Annotated in this window: 17 protein-coding genes; 4 read left to right on the top strand and 13 right to left on the bottom strand. The window is 76.0% G+C overall.

Features of this window, described 5'->3' with window-relative positions; all coding sequences use genetic code 11:
• Window positions 1-2: 2 nt before the first annotated feature.
• From gatB to gatC, 4 genes are read right to left on the bottom strand one after another with little or no spacing between them, the layout of a single operon-like run.
• Window positions 3-1514, bottom strand: a complete 1512-nt coding sequence (gene gatB, locus ACI79X_RS02165) for an Asp-tRNA(Asn)/Glu-tRNA(Gln) amidotransferase subunit GatB (RefSeq protein ID WP_457023766.1) — start codon at window positions 1512-1514, stop codon at window positions 3-5.
• Window positions 1511-1693 (bottom strand): hypothetical protein, encoded by a 183-nt coding sequence (locus ACI79X_RS02170; RefSeq protein ID WP_073421756.1) that lies wholly within the window; start codon window positions 1691-1693, stop codon window positions 1511-1513. Before ACI79X_RS02170 ends, gatB begins: the two co-directional genes overlap by 4 nt.
• Window positions 1690-3186 (bottom strand): Asp-tRNA(Asn)/Glu-tRNA(Gln) amidotransferase subunit GatA, encoded by a 1497-nt coding sequence (gatA, locus tag ACI79X_RS02175; protein WP_457023767.1) that lies wholly within the window; start codon window positions 3184-3186, stop codon window positions 1690-1692. Before gatA ends, ACI79X_RS02170 begins: the two co-directional genes overlap by 4 nt.
• Window positions 3183-3515, bottom strand: coding sequence for an Asp-tRNA(Asn)/Glu-tRNA(Gln) amidotransferase subunit GatC (gene gatC, locus ACI79X_RS02180; RefSeq protein WP_457023768.1), 333 nt, complete (start codon window positions 3513-3515; stop codon window positions 3183-3185). Before gatC ends, gatA begins: the two co-directional genes overlap by 4 nt.
• 217 nt (window positions 3516-3732) lie before the next feature.
• Here gatC and ACI79X_RS02185 point away from each other — a divergent pair, with 217 nt between their 5' ends.
• The 3 genes from ACI79X_RS02185 to ACI79X_RS02195 all read left to right on the top strand — a co-directional run bounded on the left by ACI79X_RS02185 (window position 3733) and on the right by ACI79X_RS02195 (window position 7304).
• Complete coding sequence (locus ACI79X_RS02185; RefSeq protein WP_457023769.1) at window positions 3733-4401, top strand: ACT domain-containing protein; 669 nt, start codon at window positions 3733-3735, stop codon at window positions 4399-4401.
• A 62-nt stretch (window positions 4402-4463) separates the two neighbouring features.
• Window positions 4464-6509 carry a DUF222 domain-containing protein gene (locus tag ACI79X_RS02190; RefSeq protein WP_457023770.1) on the top strand — a complete coding sequence of 682 codons (2046 nt, stop codon included), beginning with the start codon at window positions 4464-4466 and terminating at the stop codon, window positions 6507-6509.
• A gap of 63 nt (window positions 6510-6572) precedes the next feature.
• Window positions 6573-7304, top strand: coding sequence for a class I SAM-dependent DNA methyltransferase (locus ACI79X_RS02195; RefSeq protein WP_457023771.1), 732 nt, complete (start codon window positions 6573-6575; stop codon window positions 7302-7304).
• 7 nt (window positions 7305-7311) lie between these two features.
• Here the strand turns inward: ACI79X_RS02195 and ACI79X_RS02200 are convergent, their stop codons facing one another.
• The 9 genes from ACI79X_RS02200 to cds1 all read right to left on the bottom strand — a co-directional run bounded on the left by ACI79X_RS02200 (window position 7312) and on the right by cds1 (window position 17796).
• Window positions 7312-7707 carry a PPOX class F420-dependent oxidoreductase gene (locus ACI79X_RS02200; RefSeq protein ID WP_457023772.1) on the bottom strand — a complete coding sequence of 132 codons (396 nt, stop codon included), beginning with the start codon at window positions 7705-7707 and terminating at the stop codon, window positions 7312-7314.
• A gap of 80 nt (window positions 7708-7787) precedes the next feature.
• Window positions 7788-9938 carry an NAD-dependent DNA ligase LigA gene (gene ligA, locus ACI79X_RS02205; protein ID WP_457023773.1) on the bottom strand — a complete coding sequence of 717 codons (2151 nt, stop codon included), beginning with the start codon at window positions 9936-9938 and terminating at the stop codon, window positions 7788-7790.
• Between the two features lie 78 nt (window positions 9939-10016).
• A complete protein-coding gene (locus tag ACI79X_RS02210; RefSeq protein WP_457023774.1) occupies window positions 10017-11003 on the bottom strand; it encodes a methionine synthase in 987 nt (328 codons plus the stop codon).
• The gene (gene mnmA, locus ACI79X_RS02215; protein ID WP_457023775.1) at window positions 11000-12067 is read right to left on the bottom strand and encodes a tRNA 2-thiouridine(34) synthase MnmA; all 1068 of its coding nucleotides are present in this window, start codon (window positions 12065-12067) and stop codon (window positions 11000-11002) included. The genes ACI79X_RS02210 and mnmA overlap by 4 nt, the downstream gene beginning before the upstream one ends.
• Window positions 12067-13254 carry a cysteine desulfurase family protein gene (locus ACI79X_RS02220; RefSeq protein ID WP_457023776.1) on the bottom strand — a complete coding sequence of 396 codons (1188 nt, stop codon included), beginning with the start codon at window positions 13252-13254 and terminating at the stop codon, window positions 12067-12069. Before ACI79X_RS02220 ends, mnmA begins: the two co-directional genes overlap by 1 nt.
• On the bottom strand, window positions 13251-14639 hold the full coding sequence (locus tag ACI79X_RS02225) for an MFS transporter (RefSeq protein WP_457023777.1): 1389 nt from the start codon (window positions 14637-14639) through the stop codon (window positions 13251-13253). Before ACI79X_RS02225 ends, ACI79X_RS02220 begins: the two co-directional genes overlap by 4 nt.
• A 148-nt stretch (window positions 14640-14787) precedes the next feature.
• Window positions 14788-15753, bottom strand: coding sequence for an electron transfer flavoprotein subunit alpha/FixB family protein (locus tag ACI79X_RS02230; protein ID WP_457023778.1), 966 nt, complete (start codon window positions 15751-15753; stop codon window positions 14788-14790).
• Between the two features lie 38 nt (window positions 15754-15791).
• Entirely contained in the window at window positions 15792-16571 is a 780-nt protein-coding gene (locus tag ACI79X_RS02235) for an electron transfer flavoprotein subunit beta/FixA family protein (RefSeq protein ID WP_457023779.1), read from the bottom strand.
• A 118-nt stretch (window positions 16572-16689) separates the two neighbouring features.
• On the bottom strand, window positions 16690-17796 hold the full coding sequence (gene cds1, locus ACI79X_RS02240) for an L-cysteine desulfhydrase Cds1 (protein WP_457023780.1): 1107 nt from the start codon (window positions 17794-17796) through the stop codon (window positions 16690-16692).
• Between the two features lie 208 nt (window positions 17797-18004).
• Here cds1 and ACI79X_RS02245 point away from each other — a divergent pair, with 208 nt between their 5' ends.
• Window positions 18005-20131: a serine/threonine-protein kinase gene (locus ACI79X_RS02245; RefSeq protein ID WP_457023781.1), complete on the top strand. Its 2127-nt coding sequence runs from the start codon at window positions 18005-18007 to the stop codon at window positions 20129-20131.
• The last annotated feature ends 4 nt before the right edge of the window (window positions 20132-20135 follow it).

The raw sequence follows: 20135 nt of genomic DNA on the forward strand, positions 1-20135 counted from the left end.
AGCTAGCTCCCCCTCACCCGCTCCTCGAGCATCCGGCGCACGGTGGCGGCGTCGGCCTTGCCGCGGGTGGTCTTCATGACCGCGCCCACGAGCGCCCCGAGCGCCTGCACCTTCCCGCCGCGCACCTTCTCCACGACGTCGGGTGCGCCGGCGATCGCGGCGTCGACGGCGGCGACCAGCTCGTCGGACTCCCCCATGACCGCCAGGCCGCGGGCCTCGACGACGGCGCGCGGGTCGCCCTCGCCGGCCAGGACGCCGTCGAGCGCCTGCCGGGCCAGCTTGTCGTTGATCGTCCCCTCGGCCACCAGCGCGGTCAGCTCGGCCACCTGGGCCGGGGTGACAGCGAGGTCGGCGAGTTCCACGCCGGCGTCGTTGGCCCGGCGGGCGAGCTCGCCCAGCCACCACTTGCGGGCGTCGGCGGCCGTGGCGCCGGCGGCGACGGTCTGCTCGACCAGCCCGAGCGCGCCCGCGTTGACCAGCCAGGTCATCTCGGTGGCCGACAGCTGCCACTCCTCCTGCAGCCGGCGGCGGCGCGCGGCCGGCAGCTCGGGCAGGCCGGCCGCCAGCTTCTCGATCCACTCGGCGTCGGGCGCCAGCGGCACGAGGTCGGGCTCGGGGAAGTACCGGTAGTCGGTGGCCTCCTCCTTGCTCCGCCCGGACGAGGTGCTGCCGGTGTCCTCGTGGAAGTGCCGGGTCTCCTGCACGACCCGACCGCCGGCGTCGAGCACGGCGGCCTGGCGACGCATCTCGTAGCGCACGGCCCGCTCCACCGACCGCAGCGAGTTGACGTTCTTCGTCTCGGTGCGGGTGCCCCACTCGAGGCTGCCGGTCGGCGCGAGCGAGGTGTTGACGTCGCAGCGCAGGCTGCCCTGCTCCATCCGGACGTCGGAGGCCCCGAGCGCCTGGATGATCTCGCGCAGCTCGGTGACGTAGGCGCGGGCGACCTCGGGGGCCTTGGCGCCGGCGCCGGCGACCGGGCGGGTGACGATCTCCACGAGCGGGATGCCGGCGCGGTTGAAGTCGACCAGCGAGTGGTCGGCGCCGTGGATGCGGCCGGTGGCGCCGCCGACGTGCAGGTTCTTGCCGGTGTCCTCCTCGAGGTGCACCCGCTCGATCTCCACGCGGTAGGTCTCGCCGTCGACCTCGACGTCGAGGTGCCCCGCGGTGCACAGCGGCTCGTCGTACTGGCTGGTCTGGAAGCCCTTCGGGATGTCCGGGTAGAAGTAGTTCTTCCGGGCGAAGCGCGACCAGGACGCGATCCGGCAGCCCAGCGCCAGGCCGATCCGGATGGTCGACTCGACGGCGGCGGCGTTGGCCACCGGCAGCGAGCCGGGCAGGCCGAGGCACACCGGGCACGTCTGGGTGTTGGGCTCGGCGCCGAACGTCGTCGAGCAGCCGCAGAACATCTTCGACTCGGTGCCCAGCTCGACGTGGGTCTCCAGGCCGATGACCGGCTCGTACCGGGTGAGGACGTCGTCGAACTCGACCAGGGTCTCGCTGCGGGTCTCGGTCACGGGGTGGGGTCTCCCTTCGGGGCGGTGCTGCGCCCGGTCAGCCAGGCGCCGACGCCGGTCAGCAGCCCCAGGACGATGAAGACGGCGAACACCGCGCGGCCGGTGGTCAGCCAGAGCACGAGCCCGGCGAGGACGACGAACGCGGTCAGGCCCCAGGCGGCCTTGAGCGCGCCGTTCACGCGGCACGCTCCACGAGGCGGTCGGTGAGGGGCGCGCCCAGGGCGGCCTCGACGGCGGCGGCGACCCGGTAGCAGCGGTCGTCGGCCAGCGCGGGCGCCATGACCTGCAGGCCCACCGGCAGGCCGTCGGACAGGCCGCACGGCACCGAGATGGCCGGGACGCCGGCGAGGCTGGCCGGCAGCGTGCACAGGTCGGCGGCGTACATGGCCAGCGGGTCGTCGACGCGGGCGCCGATCGGCCAGGCCACGGTCGGGCTGGTGGGGCTGACCAGGACGTCGACGCCGCCGTCGAACGCGGTGGTGAAGTCGCGGTTGATCAGCGTGCGCACCTTCTGCGCCTGCCCGTAGTAGGCGTCGTAGTAGCCGGCCGACAGCGCGTAGGTGCCGAGGATGATCCGGCGCTTCACCTCGGGGCCGAAGCCCTGCTCGCGGGTGAGCGCCATGACCTCGTCGACGTCGCGGCTGCCGTCGTCGCCCACGCGGATGCCGAACCGCATGCCCTCGAAGCGGGCCAGGTTGGACGACGCCTCGCTCGGCGCGATCAGGTAGTACGCCGGCAGCGCCAGCCCGAACGACGGGCAGGACACCTCGCGCACCTCGGCGCCGGCGGCCTCGAGCAGCGCGACCGCCTCGGCGAACCGGTCGAGCACGCCCTGCTCGTAGCCCTCACGGGCGCCCTCGCCGCCGAGCTCGCGGACGACGCCGACGCGCAGGCCGGCCAGGTCGCCGGTGGCGCCGCGGCGGGCCGCCTCGACGACGGTGGGCACGGGCGCCTCGATGCTCGTGGAGTCGCGCGGGTCGTACCCGCCGATCGCCTCGTGCACCAGGGCGGCGTCCATGACCGTGCGGGCCATCGGGCCGGCCTGGTCGAGGCTCGAGGAGAACGCGATGAGGCCGTAGCGCGACACCGAGCCGTAGGTCGGCTTGTGCCCCACGAGCCCGGTGACGGCGGCCGGCTGGCGGATCGAGCCGCCGGTGTCGGTGCCGAGCGCGAGGGGTGCCAGGTGCCCGGCGACGGCGGCGCTGGACCCGCCCGAGGAGCCGCCGGGGATCCGGTCGTGGTCCCAGGGGTTGCGGGTGGGCCGGTAGGCCGAGTTCTCGGTGGAGGACCCCATGGCGAACTCGTCCATGTTGGTCTTGCCGAGCATCACCGTGCCGGCGTCCTGCAGCCGGGTGGCGACGGTGGCCGAGTACGGCGGGCGCCAGCCCTCGAGGATCCTCGAGCCGCTGGTGGTGGGCACGCCCTCGGTGACGAAGACGTCCTTGAGCGCCACGGGGATGCCGGCCAGGCCGGTCCCGGCGGTGCCGGAGGCGTCGATCTCGGCGGCCCGGGCGAGCGCGGCGTCGTCGTCGACGAAGAGGTAGGCGCCGAGGGCGCCGTCCTGGGCGGCGATGCGGTCGAGGTGCGCGCGGGTGACCTCGACGGCGGAGGTCTCGCCGGCGGCCAGCGCCGCCTGGAGTTCGACGGCGGTGAGGGCGGTGAGGTCGCTCACTCCTCCTCCCCCAGGATGCGCGGGACGCGGAAGCGGTCGTCCTCGGCGGCGGGGGCGCCGGCCAGGACGACGTCGCGGGGCAGGCTCGGGGTGGCGACGTCGGCCCGCAGGACGTTGGTCAGCGGGACGGCGTGCGTGGTGGGGGCGACGTCGCCGGCGTCGGCGCGCTGCACCTGGGCCACCGCGTCGAGCACCGCCCCGAGCTGGCCCGCGAAGCGGTCGAGCTCCTCGTCGGTGACGGCGAGCCGGGCCAGTCGCGCGAGGTGCGCGATGTCCTGGCGGCCGAGGGCGGGCGTCGCCCCGCGGTCGGGGGTGGACTCGGTGCTCATGCTGGGGCGGGACTCCTGTCGTCGGCGCCGCGCCGGCGCCAGGGACGCAACCCGGTCAGCGTACGCGGGCCCGGTCGGGCCGCTCCGACCGCGGACGGGACGCATCCCACGCCGCGGTCCCCGCGTCGCACCTCGACCGCGGGCCCGGGCATGGGGGAAGCTGCCTACCCGATCGACGCGGATCGTCCCGCACCTCGACGTCGTCAGCGGAGGAACCGTGTCCTATCTCCTGCGGCTGGTGGTCCCCGACCGCCCCGGTCTGCTGGGGGCCGTCGCGACCGCGCTCGGCACCGCGGGGATCGACATCGTCTCCGTCGACGTGCTCGAGCGCGGGGGCGGCGTCGCCGTCGACGACATCGTCGTCGACCTGCCGCCCGACCGGCTCCCCGACAGCCTGATCACCGCCGCGCAGGCGGTGCCCGGCGTCCAGGTGGAGTCGCTGCGGCCCTTCGCCGGCCCGCTGGACACCCACCGCGAGCTCGACCTGCTCGAGGCGCTCGCGCGCGCCGCCGAGGGCACCGCGGTGAAGCTGCTGGCCGCCGAGATGCCGCGGGTCTTCCACGCCGGGTGGGCTGCGGTGCTGCAGGCCTCCGGCGACGGCTCGGCCGTGGTGCTGGCCGCCTCCGACGCCGCGCCGGCCCTGGAGGGGATGGCGCTGCCGTGGCTGCCGCTGTCCTCGCCGCTGCTGCTGCCCAGCGAGGACGACTGGGTGCCCGAGCGCTGGCAGGAGATGGCGATCGAGATGATGGCCGCCCCCTTCGGCGCGCCCGACACGGCCGTGCTGCTGGGACGGTCGGGCGGGCCGGCGTTCCGCCGCTCGGAGCTGCTGCGGCTCACGCACCTGACGGGCATCGCGACGTCCGTCGCGCACTTGCCGCCCGCCTGACCTGCGGGTTCGCCTGTCCACAGGCCTTGTCCGCCATCTGCTTCGAACGTATGATCGAACGCGTGACGACGGTCCTACCCGCTGCGGCGCCCGCGCCGCCGGTCGGGTGGGCGCGGGGTCCGCTGGGGCTGGTGCAGGCCGCCGATCGTGAGGTGTCGCGGCAGTCGGCGCTGCGCTACCGGGCGGTGGCGGCGTTCGCGCTGTCCCGTCCGGCGTCGGCCGATCGGCCGCAGGGCACGCGGGGGGCGATGGCGGCCGAGCGGTGGGCGGTGCGGCCGGAGCTGCTGCGGTCGGTGAGCGAGTGGGCCACCCAGGAGCTGTGCGTGGCGCTGTCGCTGACGTCGACGGCGGCCGAGGCGCTGCTGGTGCGGTCGCTGACCCTGGTGCACCGGCTGCCGGCGACGCTGGACGCGCTGGAGGCCGGGGCGGTGCACGCCGGTCACGTGAGCGCGCTGGTCGACCACGTCGCCCCGGTCGCCGACGACACGGTGCGCGCGGCGTTGGAGCGGGACCTGCTGGCCTGGGCGTGCCGCCGGGGGACGGTGTGCACGCCGGCGCAGCTGCGGGACAAGGCCCGCCGGGAGGTGCTCGAGCGCAAGGCCCGCTCCGCGGCCGACGACCTCGCCCGGGCGGTCACGCGGCGCGGCCTGTCCTGCCGCCCCGACAGCTGCGACGGGATGAGCGTGGTCTCCGCCCTGCTGACCACCCCGGAGGCCGCCGCGTTGATGGCGGCGCTCGGTGCCTACGCCGACGCGCTCCCCGACGACGGGCGCGCCCGCGGGCAGAAGATGGCCGACGCCCTGCTCGACCTGGTGCTGCGCCCCGGGCAGAACGGGCTGTCCCCGGTCCAGGTGGTCCTCACCGTCGTGGCGCCGGTCGGGGCGCTGCTGGGCGGGGACCAGCCGTGCGAGATCGACGGCCAGGTCGTCCCCGCCGAGGTCGTCCGCTCCCTGCTCGCCGCCCTCACCGGTGTACGCGTCACCGCAGCGACCGAGGACCGCGCGCCCGCCGACACCGCGCCCGAGGACACCGTCCCCTCCGACGCCTGCGCCGCGTCGGAGGACGAGGGGACCACCGCGCCGGCATCCGCGGGCGAGACGACCCCGGACGCCGGGACCACGGACGACAGCGCCGGAACCGCGACCGCCACCGGCGGCGTGAGCCTCGTCAAGGGCGAGGACCCGCTGCGCGGCCTGAGCGACGCGGACATCGCCCAGCACGTCGGCGAGATGGAGGCCGATGCCGCCTGGTGGGCGCAGATCGAACGCCGCGTCGCCACCGGCGAGCTCTACGCCGACCTCGACCCCGCCTTCGACGACGACCCGGGGTCACCACCCGGCTGGCCACCACCGTGGGACGACCCCGGCCTCGACCCCGACCACGATGATCCGGCCGATCCCGGCTCCCACACCCCGCCGGCACGAAAACCTGTGCCCGACGGGTGGTGGGCGCGCGCCGACGAGGCGGTGACCGCTGCCGGTTCCGCGCTGCTCGCCGCGCAGGAGGCGGTCGGCCACGCCCGCCGCCTGGTGGCCACCGCCGAACGCGCCGACGCGAGCGATGAGACCGCCTGGGCGGACGGTCCGGCCGGCCGCGTGACCGCGGCGGCCGACGCCCTGGACGCACTGGCAGCGGCCACCGACGACACCCGCCTGGACCTGGCGGACCTCCTCGATCGCACCACGGGCGGCGGGCTCGCCGACCGGCCGCGGATCGCGGTCACCGACGCCCTCACCGGCGCCCTCCTGGCCCTCACCGACCTGCCCGCACTCCGCCGCACCGCCCGCGCCGGCACCGGCCTCGCCGCACCCGGGGAGACCGACGGCTACCGGCCCGGCGCCGCCCTCGACCGGCACGTCCGCGCCCGCGACCGCCGCTGCCGCTTCCCCGGCTGCCGCCGACCCGTCCCCAAGACAGGCGAGCTCGACCACGCCACCCCCTGGCCCCTCGGCGCCACCTCCGCGGCCAACCTGACCGGCTTCTGCACCGGCCACCACCGCGGCAAGCACCAGGCCGCCGGCTGGACCCACACACTCGCCCCCGACGGCACCCTCGCCGTCACCACCCCCAGCGGCCTGACGGCGACCACGCAGCCGCCGCCCTGGTGAGAGGCCCGGGCCCACCCGAAAAGCGCTCGCACCCCACCGCGACACGGGGGCACGGTGGCCGGCATGGCCGTCGACCACTTCGCCGGGCCCGTCGCCGAGCACTACGACGAGTCCTCCGCCGGGATGTCCGATCCCGCGGTGGTCGACCCCGCGGTCGACCTGCTCGCCGACCTGGCCGGCGACGGCGCGGCGCTCGAGTTCGGCATCGGCACCGGCCGGCTCGCCCTCCCGCTCAGCGCTCGCGGCGTCCCCGTCCACGGCATCGACCTCTCCCCCGACATGCTCGCCCGGCTGCGCGCCAAGCCCGGCGCCGAGCGGATCGGCGTCACGGTCGGCGACTTCGCCACCACCCGGGTCGAGGGCACCTTCACGCTCGCCTACCTGGTGTTCAACACGGTGATGAACCTGACCACCCAGGACGAGCAGGTCGCCTGCTTCGCCAACGCCGCGCACCACCTCGCGCCGGGCGGGCACTTCGTCGTCGAGGTCGGCGTCCCGGACCTGCAGCGGCTGCCGCCCGGCGAGCGCGCCCGGCCGTTCCACGTCTCGGCGGACCGGCTCGGCTTCGACGAGTACGACGTCGCCGAGCAACGGCTGGTCTCGCACCACGTCACGCTCACCGGCCTCCGCCCCGAGGCGCGCGCCATCCCGTTCCGCTACGTCTGGCCGGCCGAGCTCGACCTCATGGCCCGGCTCGCCGGCCTCGTACCAGCCGTCCGCTGGGAGGACTGGCACCGCCGGCCCTTCACCTCGGACAGCCGCGCGCACGTGTCCGCGTGGCGGAGGCCCGGGTGAGGAGGGGTCAGCCGCGCGGCGAGGTCACCTTCTCCGCCGAGATCCGCACCAGCAGGCGCACCTGGTCCCGGCCGCCGAACCACGGGTACGGCCCGCCGATGTAGCGCTGCGCGAGCTCGTCGATGTGCTCGCGCGCCCCCTCCTCGGTCACCTCCACGACCCGGCCGCGCACCTCGAAGTAGCGGCTCGGGTCGTCGGGGTCGGCCACGTTGAGCGACACCCGCGGGTCCCGCTCGACGTTGCGCACCTTCTGGTGCCCCCGGACGGTGTTGATCAGGACGTCGCGCCCGTCGGTGTCGACCCAGGTCTGCGTCAGCTGCGGCGACCCGTCGGGCATGAGCGTCGCGAGGAAGCAGGGGCTGGGACGGCGGAGCAGGTCGAGCAGGGCGTCGGGCAGCGACACGCGAGGTCCTTCCGGAGCGGGTGGACCCGGCCCCTACCCCCGGGCCAGGCCTCCCCGAACGCGCACGGACGGCGGACGCGTCACTCCTCCGCCGGCTCGCTCCCGTCGCCGATCGTGGCCACCGCGCGGGCCGCCTCCGGGCCCTCGTCGAGCAGCACCCGCAGGCCGTCGTCGTCGAGGATCGGCGCCTTCACCTGCACGGCCTTGTCGTACTTGCTGCCCGGGTCGGCGCCGACCACCACGAACCCGGTCTTCTTCGACACCGAGCCGGTCACCTTGCCGCCGCGCTCCTGCACCGCCGCGATCGCCTGGTCGCGGGACAGGTCGCGCAGCGAGCCCGTGATCACCACGGTGACGCCGGTGAGCGGCCCGGGCGGGGCGTCCTCCCCCGCGTCGGCCAGCCGCACCCCCGCGCGCCGCCACTTCTCCACGACACCGAGGTGCCAGTCGACGGCGAACCAGTCGCGCACCGAGCGGGCGATCGTCGGCCCGACGCCGTCGGCCGCGGCCAGCTCCTCCTCCGTGGCGGCCATGATCCGGTCCAGCGAGCGGAAGTCGCGGGCCAGCGCCTGCGCCGCCGTCGGGCCCACGTGCCGGATCGACAGCGCCACCAGCACCCGCCACAGCGGCACGTCCTTGCGCGCCTGCAGGTTGGTGAGCAGACGCTGCCCGTTCGCCGACAGCGTCCCGTCCTTCTTGGTGAAGAAGGCGGTGCGGCGCAGCTTGTCCTCGGTGAGGTCGAAGACATCGCCCTCGTCCTCCAGCAGGTGCTCGGCGAGCAGCGCGATGGCCGCCTCGTAGCCCAGCACCTCGATGTCGAAGGCCCCGCGCCCGGCCACGTGGAAGACGCGCTCCCGCAGCTGGGCGGGGCACGAGCGGGCGTTCGGGCAGCGGATGTCGGCGTCGCCCTCCTTCTCGTGCCGCAGCTCGGTGCCGCACTCGGGACAGTGGGTCGGCATGACGAACTCGCGCTCGTCGCCGGTGCGCGCGGCGACCACCGGCCCGAGGATCTCCGGGATCACGTCGCCGGCCTTGCGCAGGACGACGGTGTCGCCGATGAGCACCCCCTTGCGCTTCACCTCGCCGGCGTTGTGCAGCGTGGCCAGCTGCACCGTGGACCCGGCCACCTTGACCGGCTCCATGTAGCCGAACGGCGTCACCCGCCCGGTGCGCCCGACGTTGACCCGGATGTCGAGGAGCTTGGTCGTCGCCTCCTCCGGCGGGTACTTGAACGCGATCGCCCACCGCGGCGCCCGCGCCGTCGACCCCAGCCGCCGCTGCAGCGCCACCTGGTCGACCTTGACGACGACGCCGTCGATCTCGTGCTCCACCGAGTGCCGCTGCTCGCGGTAGCGCTCGACGTAGGCCCACACCGCCTCGAGGTCGCCGACCACCTCGTACCGGCTGCTCACCGGCAGCCCCAGCGCGCGCAGCCGCTCGTAGGCCTCCGACTGCCGCTCCGGCTCGAAACCGCGCCGCGCGCCCAACCCGTGCACCACCAGGCGCAGCGGCCGGGACGCGGTGATCCGCGGGTCCTTCTGCCGCAGGGAGCCCGCGGCGGCGTTGCGCGGGTTGGCGAACGGCGCCTTGCCCTGCTCGACCATCCCGGCGTTGACGTCGGCGAAGCCCTCGATCGGGAAGTAGATCTCCCCGCGCACCTCGAGCAGCTCGGGCAGGTCGTTCCCGGCCAGCTGCTGCGGCACGTCGGCCATCGTGCGGACGTTCGCCGTCACGTCCTCGCCGGTGGTCCCGTCGCCGCGGGTGGCCGCGCGCACCAGCCGGCCGTTCTCGTACACCAGCGCCACCGCGACGCCGTCGACCTTCAGCTCGCACAGCCAGCTCACGCCCGCCCCGGCGTCGCGGGTGACCCGGCCGGCCCACGCCGACAGCTCGTCGCTGTCGAAGACGTTGTCCAGGCTCTGCATCCGCTCCAGGTGCTGCACCGGCGCGAAGGTGGCCGTGAACCCGCCGTTGACCTTCTGGCTCGGCGAGTCGGGCGTGACCAGCGCCGGGTGCGCGGCCTCGATCCCCTTGAGCTCGGCCATCAGCTCGTCGTACTGCCCGTCGCTGACCAGCGGCTCGTCGCGCACGTAGTACGCGAACGCGTAGCGGTCGAGCTCCTCGGAGAGGTCGCGGTGGCGGGTGCGGGCGTCGTCGGGGACCTGCGTGAGGTCCTCCCGGTCGGCGACCGCGGCGACCTGCGGGGCGTCCAGCTCGGCGTCCGTGCTCACGCCGGAGACGGTATCCGCCGCCTCCGACGGCGAACCGGTCGTTCCCCTGGCCGGGTCACCACCGGGTCACCACCGAGGTCACTCCGGCAGCAGGTACCGCGCCGCCTCGCGCACGTGCGTCATCGCCGCCCGGGCGTACGCCGGCGAGGCGCCCGCCAGGCCGCAGGACGGCGTGAGCGTCACCGCCGCGTGCAGGTCGTCGGCGGGGAAGCCGAGCTCCCGCCACCACGCCCGCAGCCGCGACGCCGTCGCCTTGGCCTGCGGCAGCGCGGTGTCGGTACCGGGGACGACGCCGGGCAGCAGGTGGACGCCGGCGTCGACGGCGGTGCCGAGCGCGTCGAGGTCCTGCACGAGGCCCAGGTCGAACGACAGCCCGGCGGCACCGGCCGCGCGCAGCAGGTCCAGCGGCACCCGCGGCGCGCAGCAGTGCACGACCACCGGCCCGGGCAGCGCGCCGACCACCGCCCCGAGCTCCGCCTCGACGTCGGGCGCGGCCACCGCGGGCAGCCGGCCGAAGCCGCTCGCCGTGGGCAGCGCGCCCTGCAGCACCGCGGGCAGCGACGGCTCGTCGAGCTGGACGACGACCTGCGCGCCGGGCACCCGGGCGCGCACCGCGGCCACGTGCGCAGCGATCCCCTCGGCCAGCGACTGGCCCAGGTCGCGGCGCGCGCCGGGGTCGACGACGGCCCGCTCTCCGCGCTCGCGCTCGAGCGAGGCGGCCAGCGTCCACGGGCCCGCGGCCTGCACCTTGAACGGCCCGCGGTGGCCCTCGGCGACGTCGTGCAGGGCGTCGAGGTCGCGGGCCAGGAGCTCCTGCGCCCGGCGCAGGTCCACGCCGCCGCGCGGCACCAGCCGCCAGCCGGCCGGCGTCAGGTCGACGGCGAGGTCGACGAGCAGCCCGGCGCTGCGCCCGACCAGGTCGGCGCCGGGCCCGCGGGCCGGCAGCTCGGGCAGGTGCGGCTGGCCGGGCAGCTCGCCGAGCACCACCCGCAGCGCCTCGGCCGGGTCGGTGCCGGGCAGCGACCCGATCCCCGTGGCCCCGCCCCAGGTCATCGGCTCCGTCACGCGAGGACCGTCCCCTGGCCGAGCACCAGGTCGCCGCGCACCGGGTCGGGCGCGTACAGCACGGCCGACTGGCCGGGCGCCACCCCGCGCTGCGACTCCGCCAGCGCGATCACCAGCCCGCCGTCCGCCCCCGCGGTGACCTCGCAGGCCACCGGGGCGGAGTGCGCCCGCAGCTGCACCTCGGCGCGCAGCGGCAGCGCCGGCGGCCCGGCGGTCCACGTGGGCGGCCCGGTGCGGACGACGTCGACCCCGGCGAGCTCCGCCGTCCCCACGGTCACCGTGCGGGTGACCGGCTCGATCGACAGCACGTACCGCGGCCGCTGGTCGCCCACGGCGATGCCGAGGCCCCGCCGCTGGCCCACGGTGAACCCGTGGGTGCCCTCGTGCGTGCCCACGGTCGCCCCGGTGGCGGCGTCCACCACCGGGCCGGGCGCCGCGCCGAGCCGGCGGGTGAGGAAGCCGCGGGTGTCGCCGTCGGGGATGAAGCAGATGTCGTGCGAGTCGGGCTTGGTGGCGACGGCGAACCCGCGCTCGGCGGCGATCGCGCGCACGCGCTCCTTGGTCATCGAGCCCAGCGGGAAGCGGGCGCCGGCGAGCTGCCCGGGCGTGAGCACGCCCAGCACGTAGGACTGGTCCTTGGCCGCGTCGACCGAGCGGCGCAGCCGGCCGTCCTCCAGCCGCGCGTGGTGGCCGGTGACGACGGCGTCGAACCCCAGCGCCAGCGCCCGGTCGAGCACGGCGGTGAACTTGATCCGCTCGTTGCAGCGCAGGCACGGGTTGGGCGTGCGGCCGGCGGCGTACTCGGCCACGAAGTCGTCGACGACGTCCTCGGTGAACCGCTCGGCGAGGTCCCACACGTAGAACGGGATGCCGAGCTCGTCGGCGACCCGGCGGGCGTCGTGGGCGTCCTCGACGCTGCAGCAGCCGCGGGCGCCGCTGCGCAGGGTCTGCCGGTCGGGCGAGAGCGCCAGGTGCACGCCGGTGACGTCGTGGCCGGCGTCGACGGCCAGCGCGGCCGCCACCGCCGAGTCCACTCCCCCGCTCATGGCGGCGAGCACGCGCATCAGCGGCCCATCCCCGCGCGGCGGGCGCGCTCGACCACGGGGGCGATGACGGCCAGCAGCGCGTCGACGTCGTCCTCGGTGCTCGGCGAGCCCAGGCTGAACCGCAGCGAGCTGCGCGCCCGGTCGGCCTCGGCGCCGACGGCGGTGAGCACGTGGCTGGGCCGGGCGACGCCGGCGCTGCACGCCGAGCCGGTGGAGCACTCGATGCCGCGGGCGTCGAGCAGCATGAGCAGCGCGTCGCCCTCCGCGCCGGGGAAGGACAGGTGCGCGTTGCCCGGCAGCCGCCCCGGCCCGCCCGCGACGACGTCGTCGAGCGGGGCGCCGTTGAGCTGCGCGTCGGGCACCTGCTCGAGCACGCCGGCCACCAGCCGGTCGCGCAGCGCCGCGAGCCGGGCGGCCCGCTCGGGGCGGGAGGCGACGGCGGTGGTGGCCGCGACGGCGAGGCCGACGATCGCCGGCACGTCGAGGGTGCCGGAGCGGACGTCGCGTTCCTGGCCGCCGCCGTGCAGCAGGGGCATGCACTCCGCGTCGCGGCGCAGCAGCAGGGCGCCGGCGCCCATCGGGCCGCCGAGCTTGTGCCCGGTGAGGGTGAGCGCGTCGGCGCCGCTGGCGGCGAAGTCCACCGGCACCTGGCCGACGGCCTGCACCGCGTCGGTGTGCAGCGGGACGCCGGCGGCGTGCGCCACCTCGGCGAGCGCGGCGACGTCGCTGACCGTGCCGATCTCGTTGTTGGCCCACATGACGCTCGCGACCGCGACGTCGGTGCCGTCGCCGAGCGCCTCGGCCAGCGCGTCCGGCGTCACCCGGCCGGTCGGCTCCAGCCGCAGCCAGGTGACCTCGGCGCCGTCGTGCTTGGCCAGCCACTCGGCGCTGTCGAGGACGGCGTGGTGCTCGGCCGGGCTGACCACCAGCCGGCGCCGGCGCGAGTCGGCCTCCCGCCGCGCCCAGTACAGGCCCTTGACCGCGAGGTTGTCGCTCTCGGTGCCACCGCCGGTGAACAGCACCTCCGACGGCCGGGCGCCCACGGCCTCGGCGAGGCGCTCGCGGCCCTGCTCGGCGGCCCGCCGGGCGGCGCGGCCGCTGGCGTGCAGCGACGAGGCGTTGCCGACCCGGCCCCACTGCTCGGTCATGGCGGCCAGGACCTCGGGGAGCACCGGCGTGGTGGCCGCGTGGTCGAGGTAGGTCACCGGCCCAGGTTAGTCGCGCACGACGGATCCGCCCTCGGCGCGACCGTGCGCCCGGCCACCCGGGCGGTCAGCAGCGCCGGGACGGTCAGGACGGCGACCGCGGCGAGCACCGCCGGCCACAGCGGCCCCCCGGCGTCGGCGGCGCCGGCCACCAGCACGCCCGAGAGGCCGACGTAGAGCGCCGAGGCGGTGGCGTCGGAGATCTGCAGGGCGGCCGAGTTGGCCCCGCGCTCGGCCTCCGGCGACTGGTCGAGCAGCAGCACCCCGACGCTCGGCATGGCCAGCCCCATCCCGACCCCGGCGAGCCCCCACGTGAGGTAGGCCGGCCAGCCGCCCAGCCCGGGGACGGCGACCGTCGCCGTCGCGGCCACGCCGAGGGCGAGCACCAGCGCCCCGAGGCGCAGCACGCGCTGCCGGGGGACGTCGGGCCGTCGGCCCTGCAGCTGGGCGGCGACCACCCAGCCGACCGCCCCCGCGGTCAGCGGCAGCCCGGCGGTGGCCGCGCTCCACCCGTGCTGCTCGGTCAGCACGAACGGCAGCAGGGCGTCCATGCCGAAGAAGGCCCCGGCCAGCAGCCCGCGGGAGGCGACGACGGCCGGGATGCCCCGGCGGGCGCGCACGGTGCCGCGCGGCAGCAGCCGGCGCAGGCCCGCGGCCAGGGCGACCGCCCCCAGGACGGCGATCCCGGCGGCGGCGAGGTCCATCCGCTGCGCGGCGTACTGCAGCGCCGCGGTGCCGGCTCCGGCCAGGAGCGCCCAGCCGGCCCGGCTCCCCCGCGGCGCCCCGTCCGCGGGCGCCGCCCCACCGGGCCCGCCGGTGAGCAGCAGCGCGAGGCCGGCCACGACCAGCGGCACCAGCCCGAGGAAGACCGCCCGCCAGCCGACGTGCGTGGTCAGCTGCCCGGCCGCGAGCGGCCCGAGCAGCGCCGGCAGCACCCAGCCCGCGGCGAAGGCGCCGAACAGGCTGGGACGCAGCCGGGAGGAGTAGGCCTGCCCGGCGACGACGTAGAGCAGCACGATGACCACCCCGGCGCCCAGGCCCTGCACGGCGCGGCCGAGGACGAGCACGGCCATGTGCTGCGCGAGGCCCGCGATGACGAGGCCCGCGGCGAAGACCACCACGCCCGCGAGGACGCCCGGGCCCGGGGGACGGCGGTCCCCCACCTCCCCGCCGACCACCATGCCGACGACCGAGGTCACCAGGAACGCGCTGAACGTCCACGCGTACCAGGCGACGCCGTCGAGCTCGGCGACCGCGCGCGGCATCGCCGTCCCCACCGCCATCGCCTCGAAGGCGATGAGGGTGACCAGCGTCAGCAGGCCGACCGTCGTCCGCCGGTGCGCGGCGTCCCAGATGCTCCCCGTGTCCACGTCCCGCCCGCTCACGTCCCGCCCGCTCACGTCCCGCCCGCTCACGTCCCGCCCGCTCACGTCCCGCCCGCTCACGTACCGCCCTGTCTCCTCGTGGTCCGGCCGGGAACGCCGACGGGCGCCGACCCCGGGATGGGGTCGGCGCCCGCCGGACGGGACGCGACTAGCCCTTGCGGCTCTTGATGAGCTCGGTGGCCTGCGGGGCGACCTGGAACAGGTCGCCGACGACGCCGAAGTCGGCCAGCTCGAAGATGGGGGCCTCGGGGTCCTTGTTGACGGCCACGATCGTCTTCGAGGTCTGCATCCCGGCGCGGTGCTGGATCGCACCGGAGATGCCGACGGCGATGTAGAGCTGCGGCGAGACGGTCTTGCCGGTCTGCCCCACCTGGAAGCTGTGCGGGTAGAAGCCGGAGTCGACCGCGGCACGCGAGGCGCCGACGGCGCCGCCGAGGGAGTCGGCCAGCGCCTCGATCAGCGCGAAGTTCTCCGCGCTGGCCACGCCGCGGCCGCCGGAGACGACGATCGAGGCCTCGGTCAGCTCGGGGCGGTTGCTCTTCTGCTCGACGACCTTGTCGACGACGCGGGTGAGCTTGGCCTGGTCGGACAGGCTCACCTCCACCGGGACCTCCTCGCCGGCCGCCGGCGAGGCCTCGGGGGTCACCGAGTTGCCGCGCAGCGTGTAGATCGGCGTGCCGGTGGTGACCTTCGAGTGCACGATCTGCTGCCCGGCGAACACCACCTGGGTCGCGGTGCCGTCGGCGGCGATGTCGGTCACGTCGGTGAGGAAGCCGCTGCCGGTCTTGAGGGCCAGCCGGCCGGCGACCTCCTTGCCCTCCGGGGAGGACGGGATGACGACGGCGGCCGGCGAGACCTGCTGCACCAGCTGGGCCAGCACCTCGGCCTTGGGGGCGACGAGGTACTCGTCGATCTCCGGGGACTCGGCGACGTAGACCTTCGCCGCGCCGTACTGGGCGAGCTGCTCGCGGGCGCCGGCGGCGACGCCGGGGCCGCCGGCGACGACCGCCGAGACCTCACCGAGCGCACGCGCGGCGGTGAGCGCCTCCAGGGTGCCCTTGCGGACGGTGCCGTCGGCCGGGTTCAGCTCGACGAGGACCAGGACCTCTGCCATGGGTGTTCAGTCTCCTCTTCGCTTCGATCCGGGCCGGGTCAGACGAGCTTCTGCTCGGCGAGGAAGCCGACGAGCTTCTCGGCGCCGTCGCCCTCGTCGGTGACCTTCACGCCCTCGCCCTTCGGCGGGCGGCCGGCGAAGTCGAGGACCGCGCTGGTGGCGGTGCCCAGGCCGACGGTGGAGGGGTCGACGCCGAGGTCGGCCAGGCTCTTGGTCTCCACCGGCTTCTTCTTGGCGGCCATGATCCCCTTGAAGGAGGGGTAGCGCGGCTCGTTGATGGTGTCCCAGGTGGACACGATGGCCGGCAGCGGCGCCTCGAGGGCCCAGTAGCCGCCGTCGGTCTGCCGCTCGACCTTGACGGTCGAGCCCTCGACGGTGAGCTTGCGGGCGCCGGACACCTGGGGGATGCCGAGGCGCTCGGCGAGCAGCGCCGGCATGACGGCGACCTGGCCGTCGGTCGACGTGGCGCCGGTGAGGATGAGGTCGTAGTCGAGCTGCTGCAGGGCGGCGGCCAGGACCCCGGAGGTCTGGATCGCGCACGAGCCGTGGATGGCGTCGTCCTGCACGTGCACGGCCTTGTCCGCGCCCATCGACAGGGCCTTGCGGATGGCGTCGGTGGCCGAGGCGGGACCGACGGTCAGCACGGTGACCTCGCCGCCCTGGGCCTCCTTGACCTGCAGGGCCTCCTCGATCGCGTACTCGTCGATCTCGTTGATGACGTTGTCCGCGGTGGCGCGGGCGACGGTGTTGTCCGACGGGTCCAGCGAACGCTGGGTGCCGGAGTCGGGTACCTGCTTGACCAGAACGACGATGTTCATCGCCAGACCTACCTCCGCGATCGGTCATGGGGGACGCGGGCCCGCGGCCCGCCTGGCTCCGATAGTGGAGGTTACTGCGGGGTAACGGGGCACCGGACCGGGGTGCGGGTGAGGCCCGTCACGCCGTCCACCGGCCGGTCGCGGCGAACTCGTCCAGGACCGCGGCGTACGGCTCGAGGTCCATCCCGCGGGCCGCCACCCAGGCGTCGGAGTGGTACGTGTGCGCGTACCGCTCGCCGCCGTCGCAGAGCAGCGTGACCACGCTGCCGGTGCGCCCCGCGGCGACCATCTCGGCCACCAGCCGGAAGGCGCCCCACAGGTTGGTGCCCGTCGAGCCGCCGGCCCGCCGGCCGGTCGCCCGCTCCAGGTGCCGCACCGCGGCGAGCGACGCGGCGTCGGGGACCCGGATCATGCGGTCGACCACCGAGGGCAGGAACGACGGCTCCACCCGCGGGCGGCCGATCCCCTCGATGCGCGACGCCGTGCCGGTGGTCCACCCCGGCTCGTCCTCCACCCAGCCGGGGAAGAACGCCGACCCCTCCGGGTCGACGACGGCCAGCCGGGTCGGGTGCCGCCGGTAGCGCAGGTAGCGGCCGAAGGTCGCGCTCGTGCCGCCGGTGCCCGCGCCGACGACGACCCACTCGGGCACCGGGTGGCGCTCCAGCGCCATCTGCTCGAACACCGACTCGGCGATGGTGTTGTTGCCGCGCCAGTCGGTGGCCCGCTCGGCGTGCGTGAACTGGTCGAGGTAGTGGCCACCGGTCTCGGCGGCCAGCCGGCGGGCCTCGTCGTACATGGCCGATGCGTCGTCGACGAACGCGCAGCGCCCGCCGTGGAACTCGATGAGCGCCACCTTCTCGGGGCTCGTCGAGGCGGGCATGACCGCGACGAAGGGCAGGCCCAGCATCCGGGCGAAGTACGCCTCGCTGACCGCCGTCGACCCGCTGGAGGCCTCGACGACGGTGCTGCCCTCGGTGATCCAGCCCGAGCAGAGCGCGTGCAGGAACAGCGAGCGCGCCAGGCGGTGCTTGAGGCTGCCGGTCGGGTGCGTGGACTCGTCCTTGAGGTAGAGGTCGACGCCCCACTCCGGCGGCAGCGGGTAGACCAGCAGGTGGGTGTCGGCGCTGCGCACCGCGTCGGCCTCGACGGCGGCGATCGCCCGCTCCACCCACGCGCGGCCGGCGGGGTCGGAACGGTCGACGTCGGCGGGGTCCGGGTGCTCCACCCGGCCATCCTCGTGCAGGCCCGCCGGGCGGCGGCGCGCACCCTGCGTCGCCGCGGGGTGGCGCAGCGGCGGGACGCGGCGGTCCGCCCGGGGCGGGGAGCCGGCGGCGGGCGGGCGCGGGCCCCGGCGGGACGGCGGGGTCCCTAACCTCCGCGCGACCCGGACGTCCAGGCCCGGCCGGCGGCCGGGCAGCCGAGGAGCGCCGCCCATGCCCCGCGAGTTCGGCCGCTACGTCCTCGAGGAGATGATCGGCGCCGGCGGCATGGGCGAGGTGTGGCGGGCGCGCGACACCCGCTTCGACCGGCTCGTGGCGCTGAAGCTGCTGCCCGAGGCGCTCAACCACGACGCCGAGTTCGCGCAGCGCTTCCGCCGCGAGTCCCACGTCGCCGCGCGGCTGCGCGAGCCGCACGTCGTGCCCATCCACGACTTCGGCGAGATCGACGGCCGCCTCTACATCGACATGCGGCTGGTCGACGGCCGCGACCTCGGCGCCATCCTGCGGGACGGGCCGCTGCCGCCGGAGCGGGCGCTGGCGCTGCTGTCCCAGGTCGCCGAGGCCCTGGAGGCCGCGCACGCCGACGGCCTGGTGCACCGCGACGTCAAGCCGAGCAACGTGCTGGTGACGCCCAACGACTTCGTCTACGTCGTCGACTTCGGCATCGCCCGGTCGGTGGGCAGCACACGGACGTCGCTGACCATCACCGGCGCCACCGTCGGGACGCTGGACTACATGGCGCCCGAGCGCTTCACCGACCAGCCGATCGACGGCCGGGTCGACGTCTACTCGCTGGCCTGCGTGCTCGCCCAGACGCTGACCGCGCGCAAGCCCTTCGGCGGGGAGGACCTGCCGGCGCTGCTCTACGCGCACCTCTACGCCGAGCCGCCGCGGCCCAGCGACGTCGTGCCGGGGCTGCCGCGCGGGCTCGACGACGTCGTCGCGCGCGGGATGGCCAAGCGGCCCGAGGACCGCTACGCCACCCCCACCGCCCTGATCGCCGCGGCCCGCGAGGCGCTGCGGGACGGCGCCCGGGAGACCCCCCGGGACGCGCCCGCGAGGACCGTCCCGGCCGCCGGGCTGCCGGGTGCGGCACCCACCGTGCTCGGGGTGCACTCGCGCGACGGCGCGCACAGCTCCGTGCAGCCGCTCGGCCCGCCGCCGGGACCCGTGCCGCCCGGACCGGTCCCGGCCGGCCGCCCTGCCCGCCCCGGCCGCGCCCGCCGCGCCGCGCTGGCCGCCGCGGCGGCGCTGGTGCTCGCCGCCGGCGGCCTCACCTGGTGGCTGTGGCCGGACGGGCCGGCCGGGAGCGCCGCCACCGGGAGCACCGCCTCCGACGACCCGCACGCCGACCACACGACCGCGCCGGCCCCGTCCGGCAGCGGCGCGCCCACCCGCCCGAGCGCGGAGCCCGAGGCCAGCGTCGCGGTGCCCACGCAGCTCGGCGAGCCCATCGGCGTCCCGCCGACGCCCGGGTTCATCGCCGTGGCGCCCAACGGGCGGTACGCCTACATCGCGCACCGCGACGAGGGCGTGGTGAGCGTCCTGGACACCAACTCGCTGCAGGTCGTGTCCACCATCCCCATCGACGCCGGGCCGCCGCAGTTCATCACCTTCTCCCCCGACGGCGACCGCGCCTACGTGACCGTCACCAACCCGCCCGACTACACCGAGAACTCGGTCGTCTACCTCGACACGGCCACCAACCGGCCGCTGGACACCGTGCCGGTCGGCCTGCGCCCCTACGCGCCGCAGACCTCGCCGGACGGCTCGCTGCTCTACGTGCCGCTGCACGACGAGGGGCGGGTCGAGGTCCTCGACACCGCGGAGGGCCGGGAGGTCGACTCCTACGACGTCCCGGCGAACCCGCACTGGATCGCCGTCTCCGACGACGGCACCCGCGCCTACACCGCCAACCACGAGTCCGACGTGCTCTCGGTGCTCGACCTCACCGACGGCGGGCGCGTGCTCGGCACGGTCCCGGCCGGCGACTCGCCGCACAGCGTGGCCATCTCCCCCGACGGCAGCCGGGTGGCGGTGGTCGCCTTCGACAGCAGCGAGGTCTTCGTCGTCGACACCGCGACCGGCGAGCCCGTCGCGTCGGGTCCCGTCGGGGCCCGGCCGCAGGACGTCACCTGGGCGCCCGACGGCCGGCGGTTCTACACCGCCGACGTCGACGCCGACACGATGTCGGTGGTCGACGCCGAGACGCTCGCCGTGACCGCGAGCCCGCGCACCGGGGACGGCCCCACCAGCGTCGCGGTCTCCCCCGACGGCCGGCGCGCCTACGTCACCAACCTCAACGACGCCACGGTGGTCGTCTACGAGCTCGGCGCCTGACGCC

Source organism: Geodermatophilus sp. SYSU D01119 (genome assembly GCF_054049975.1).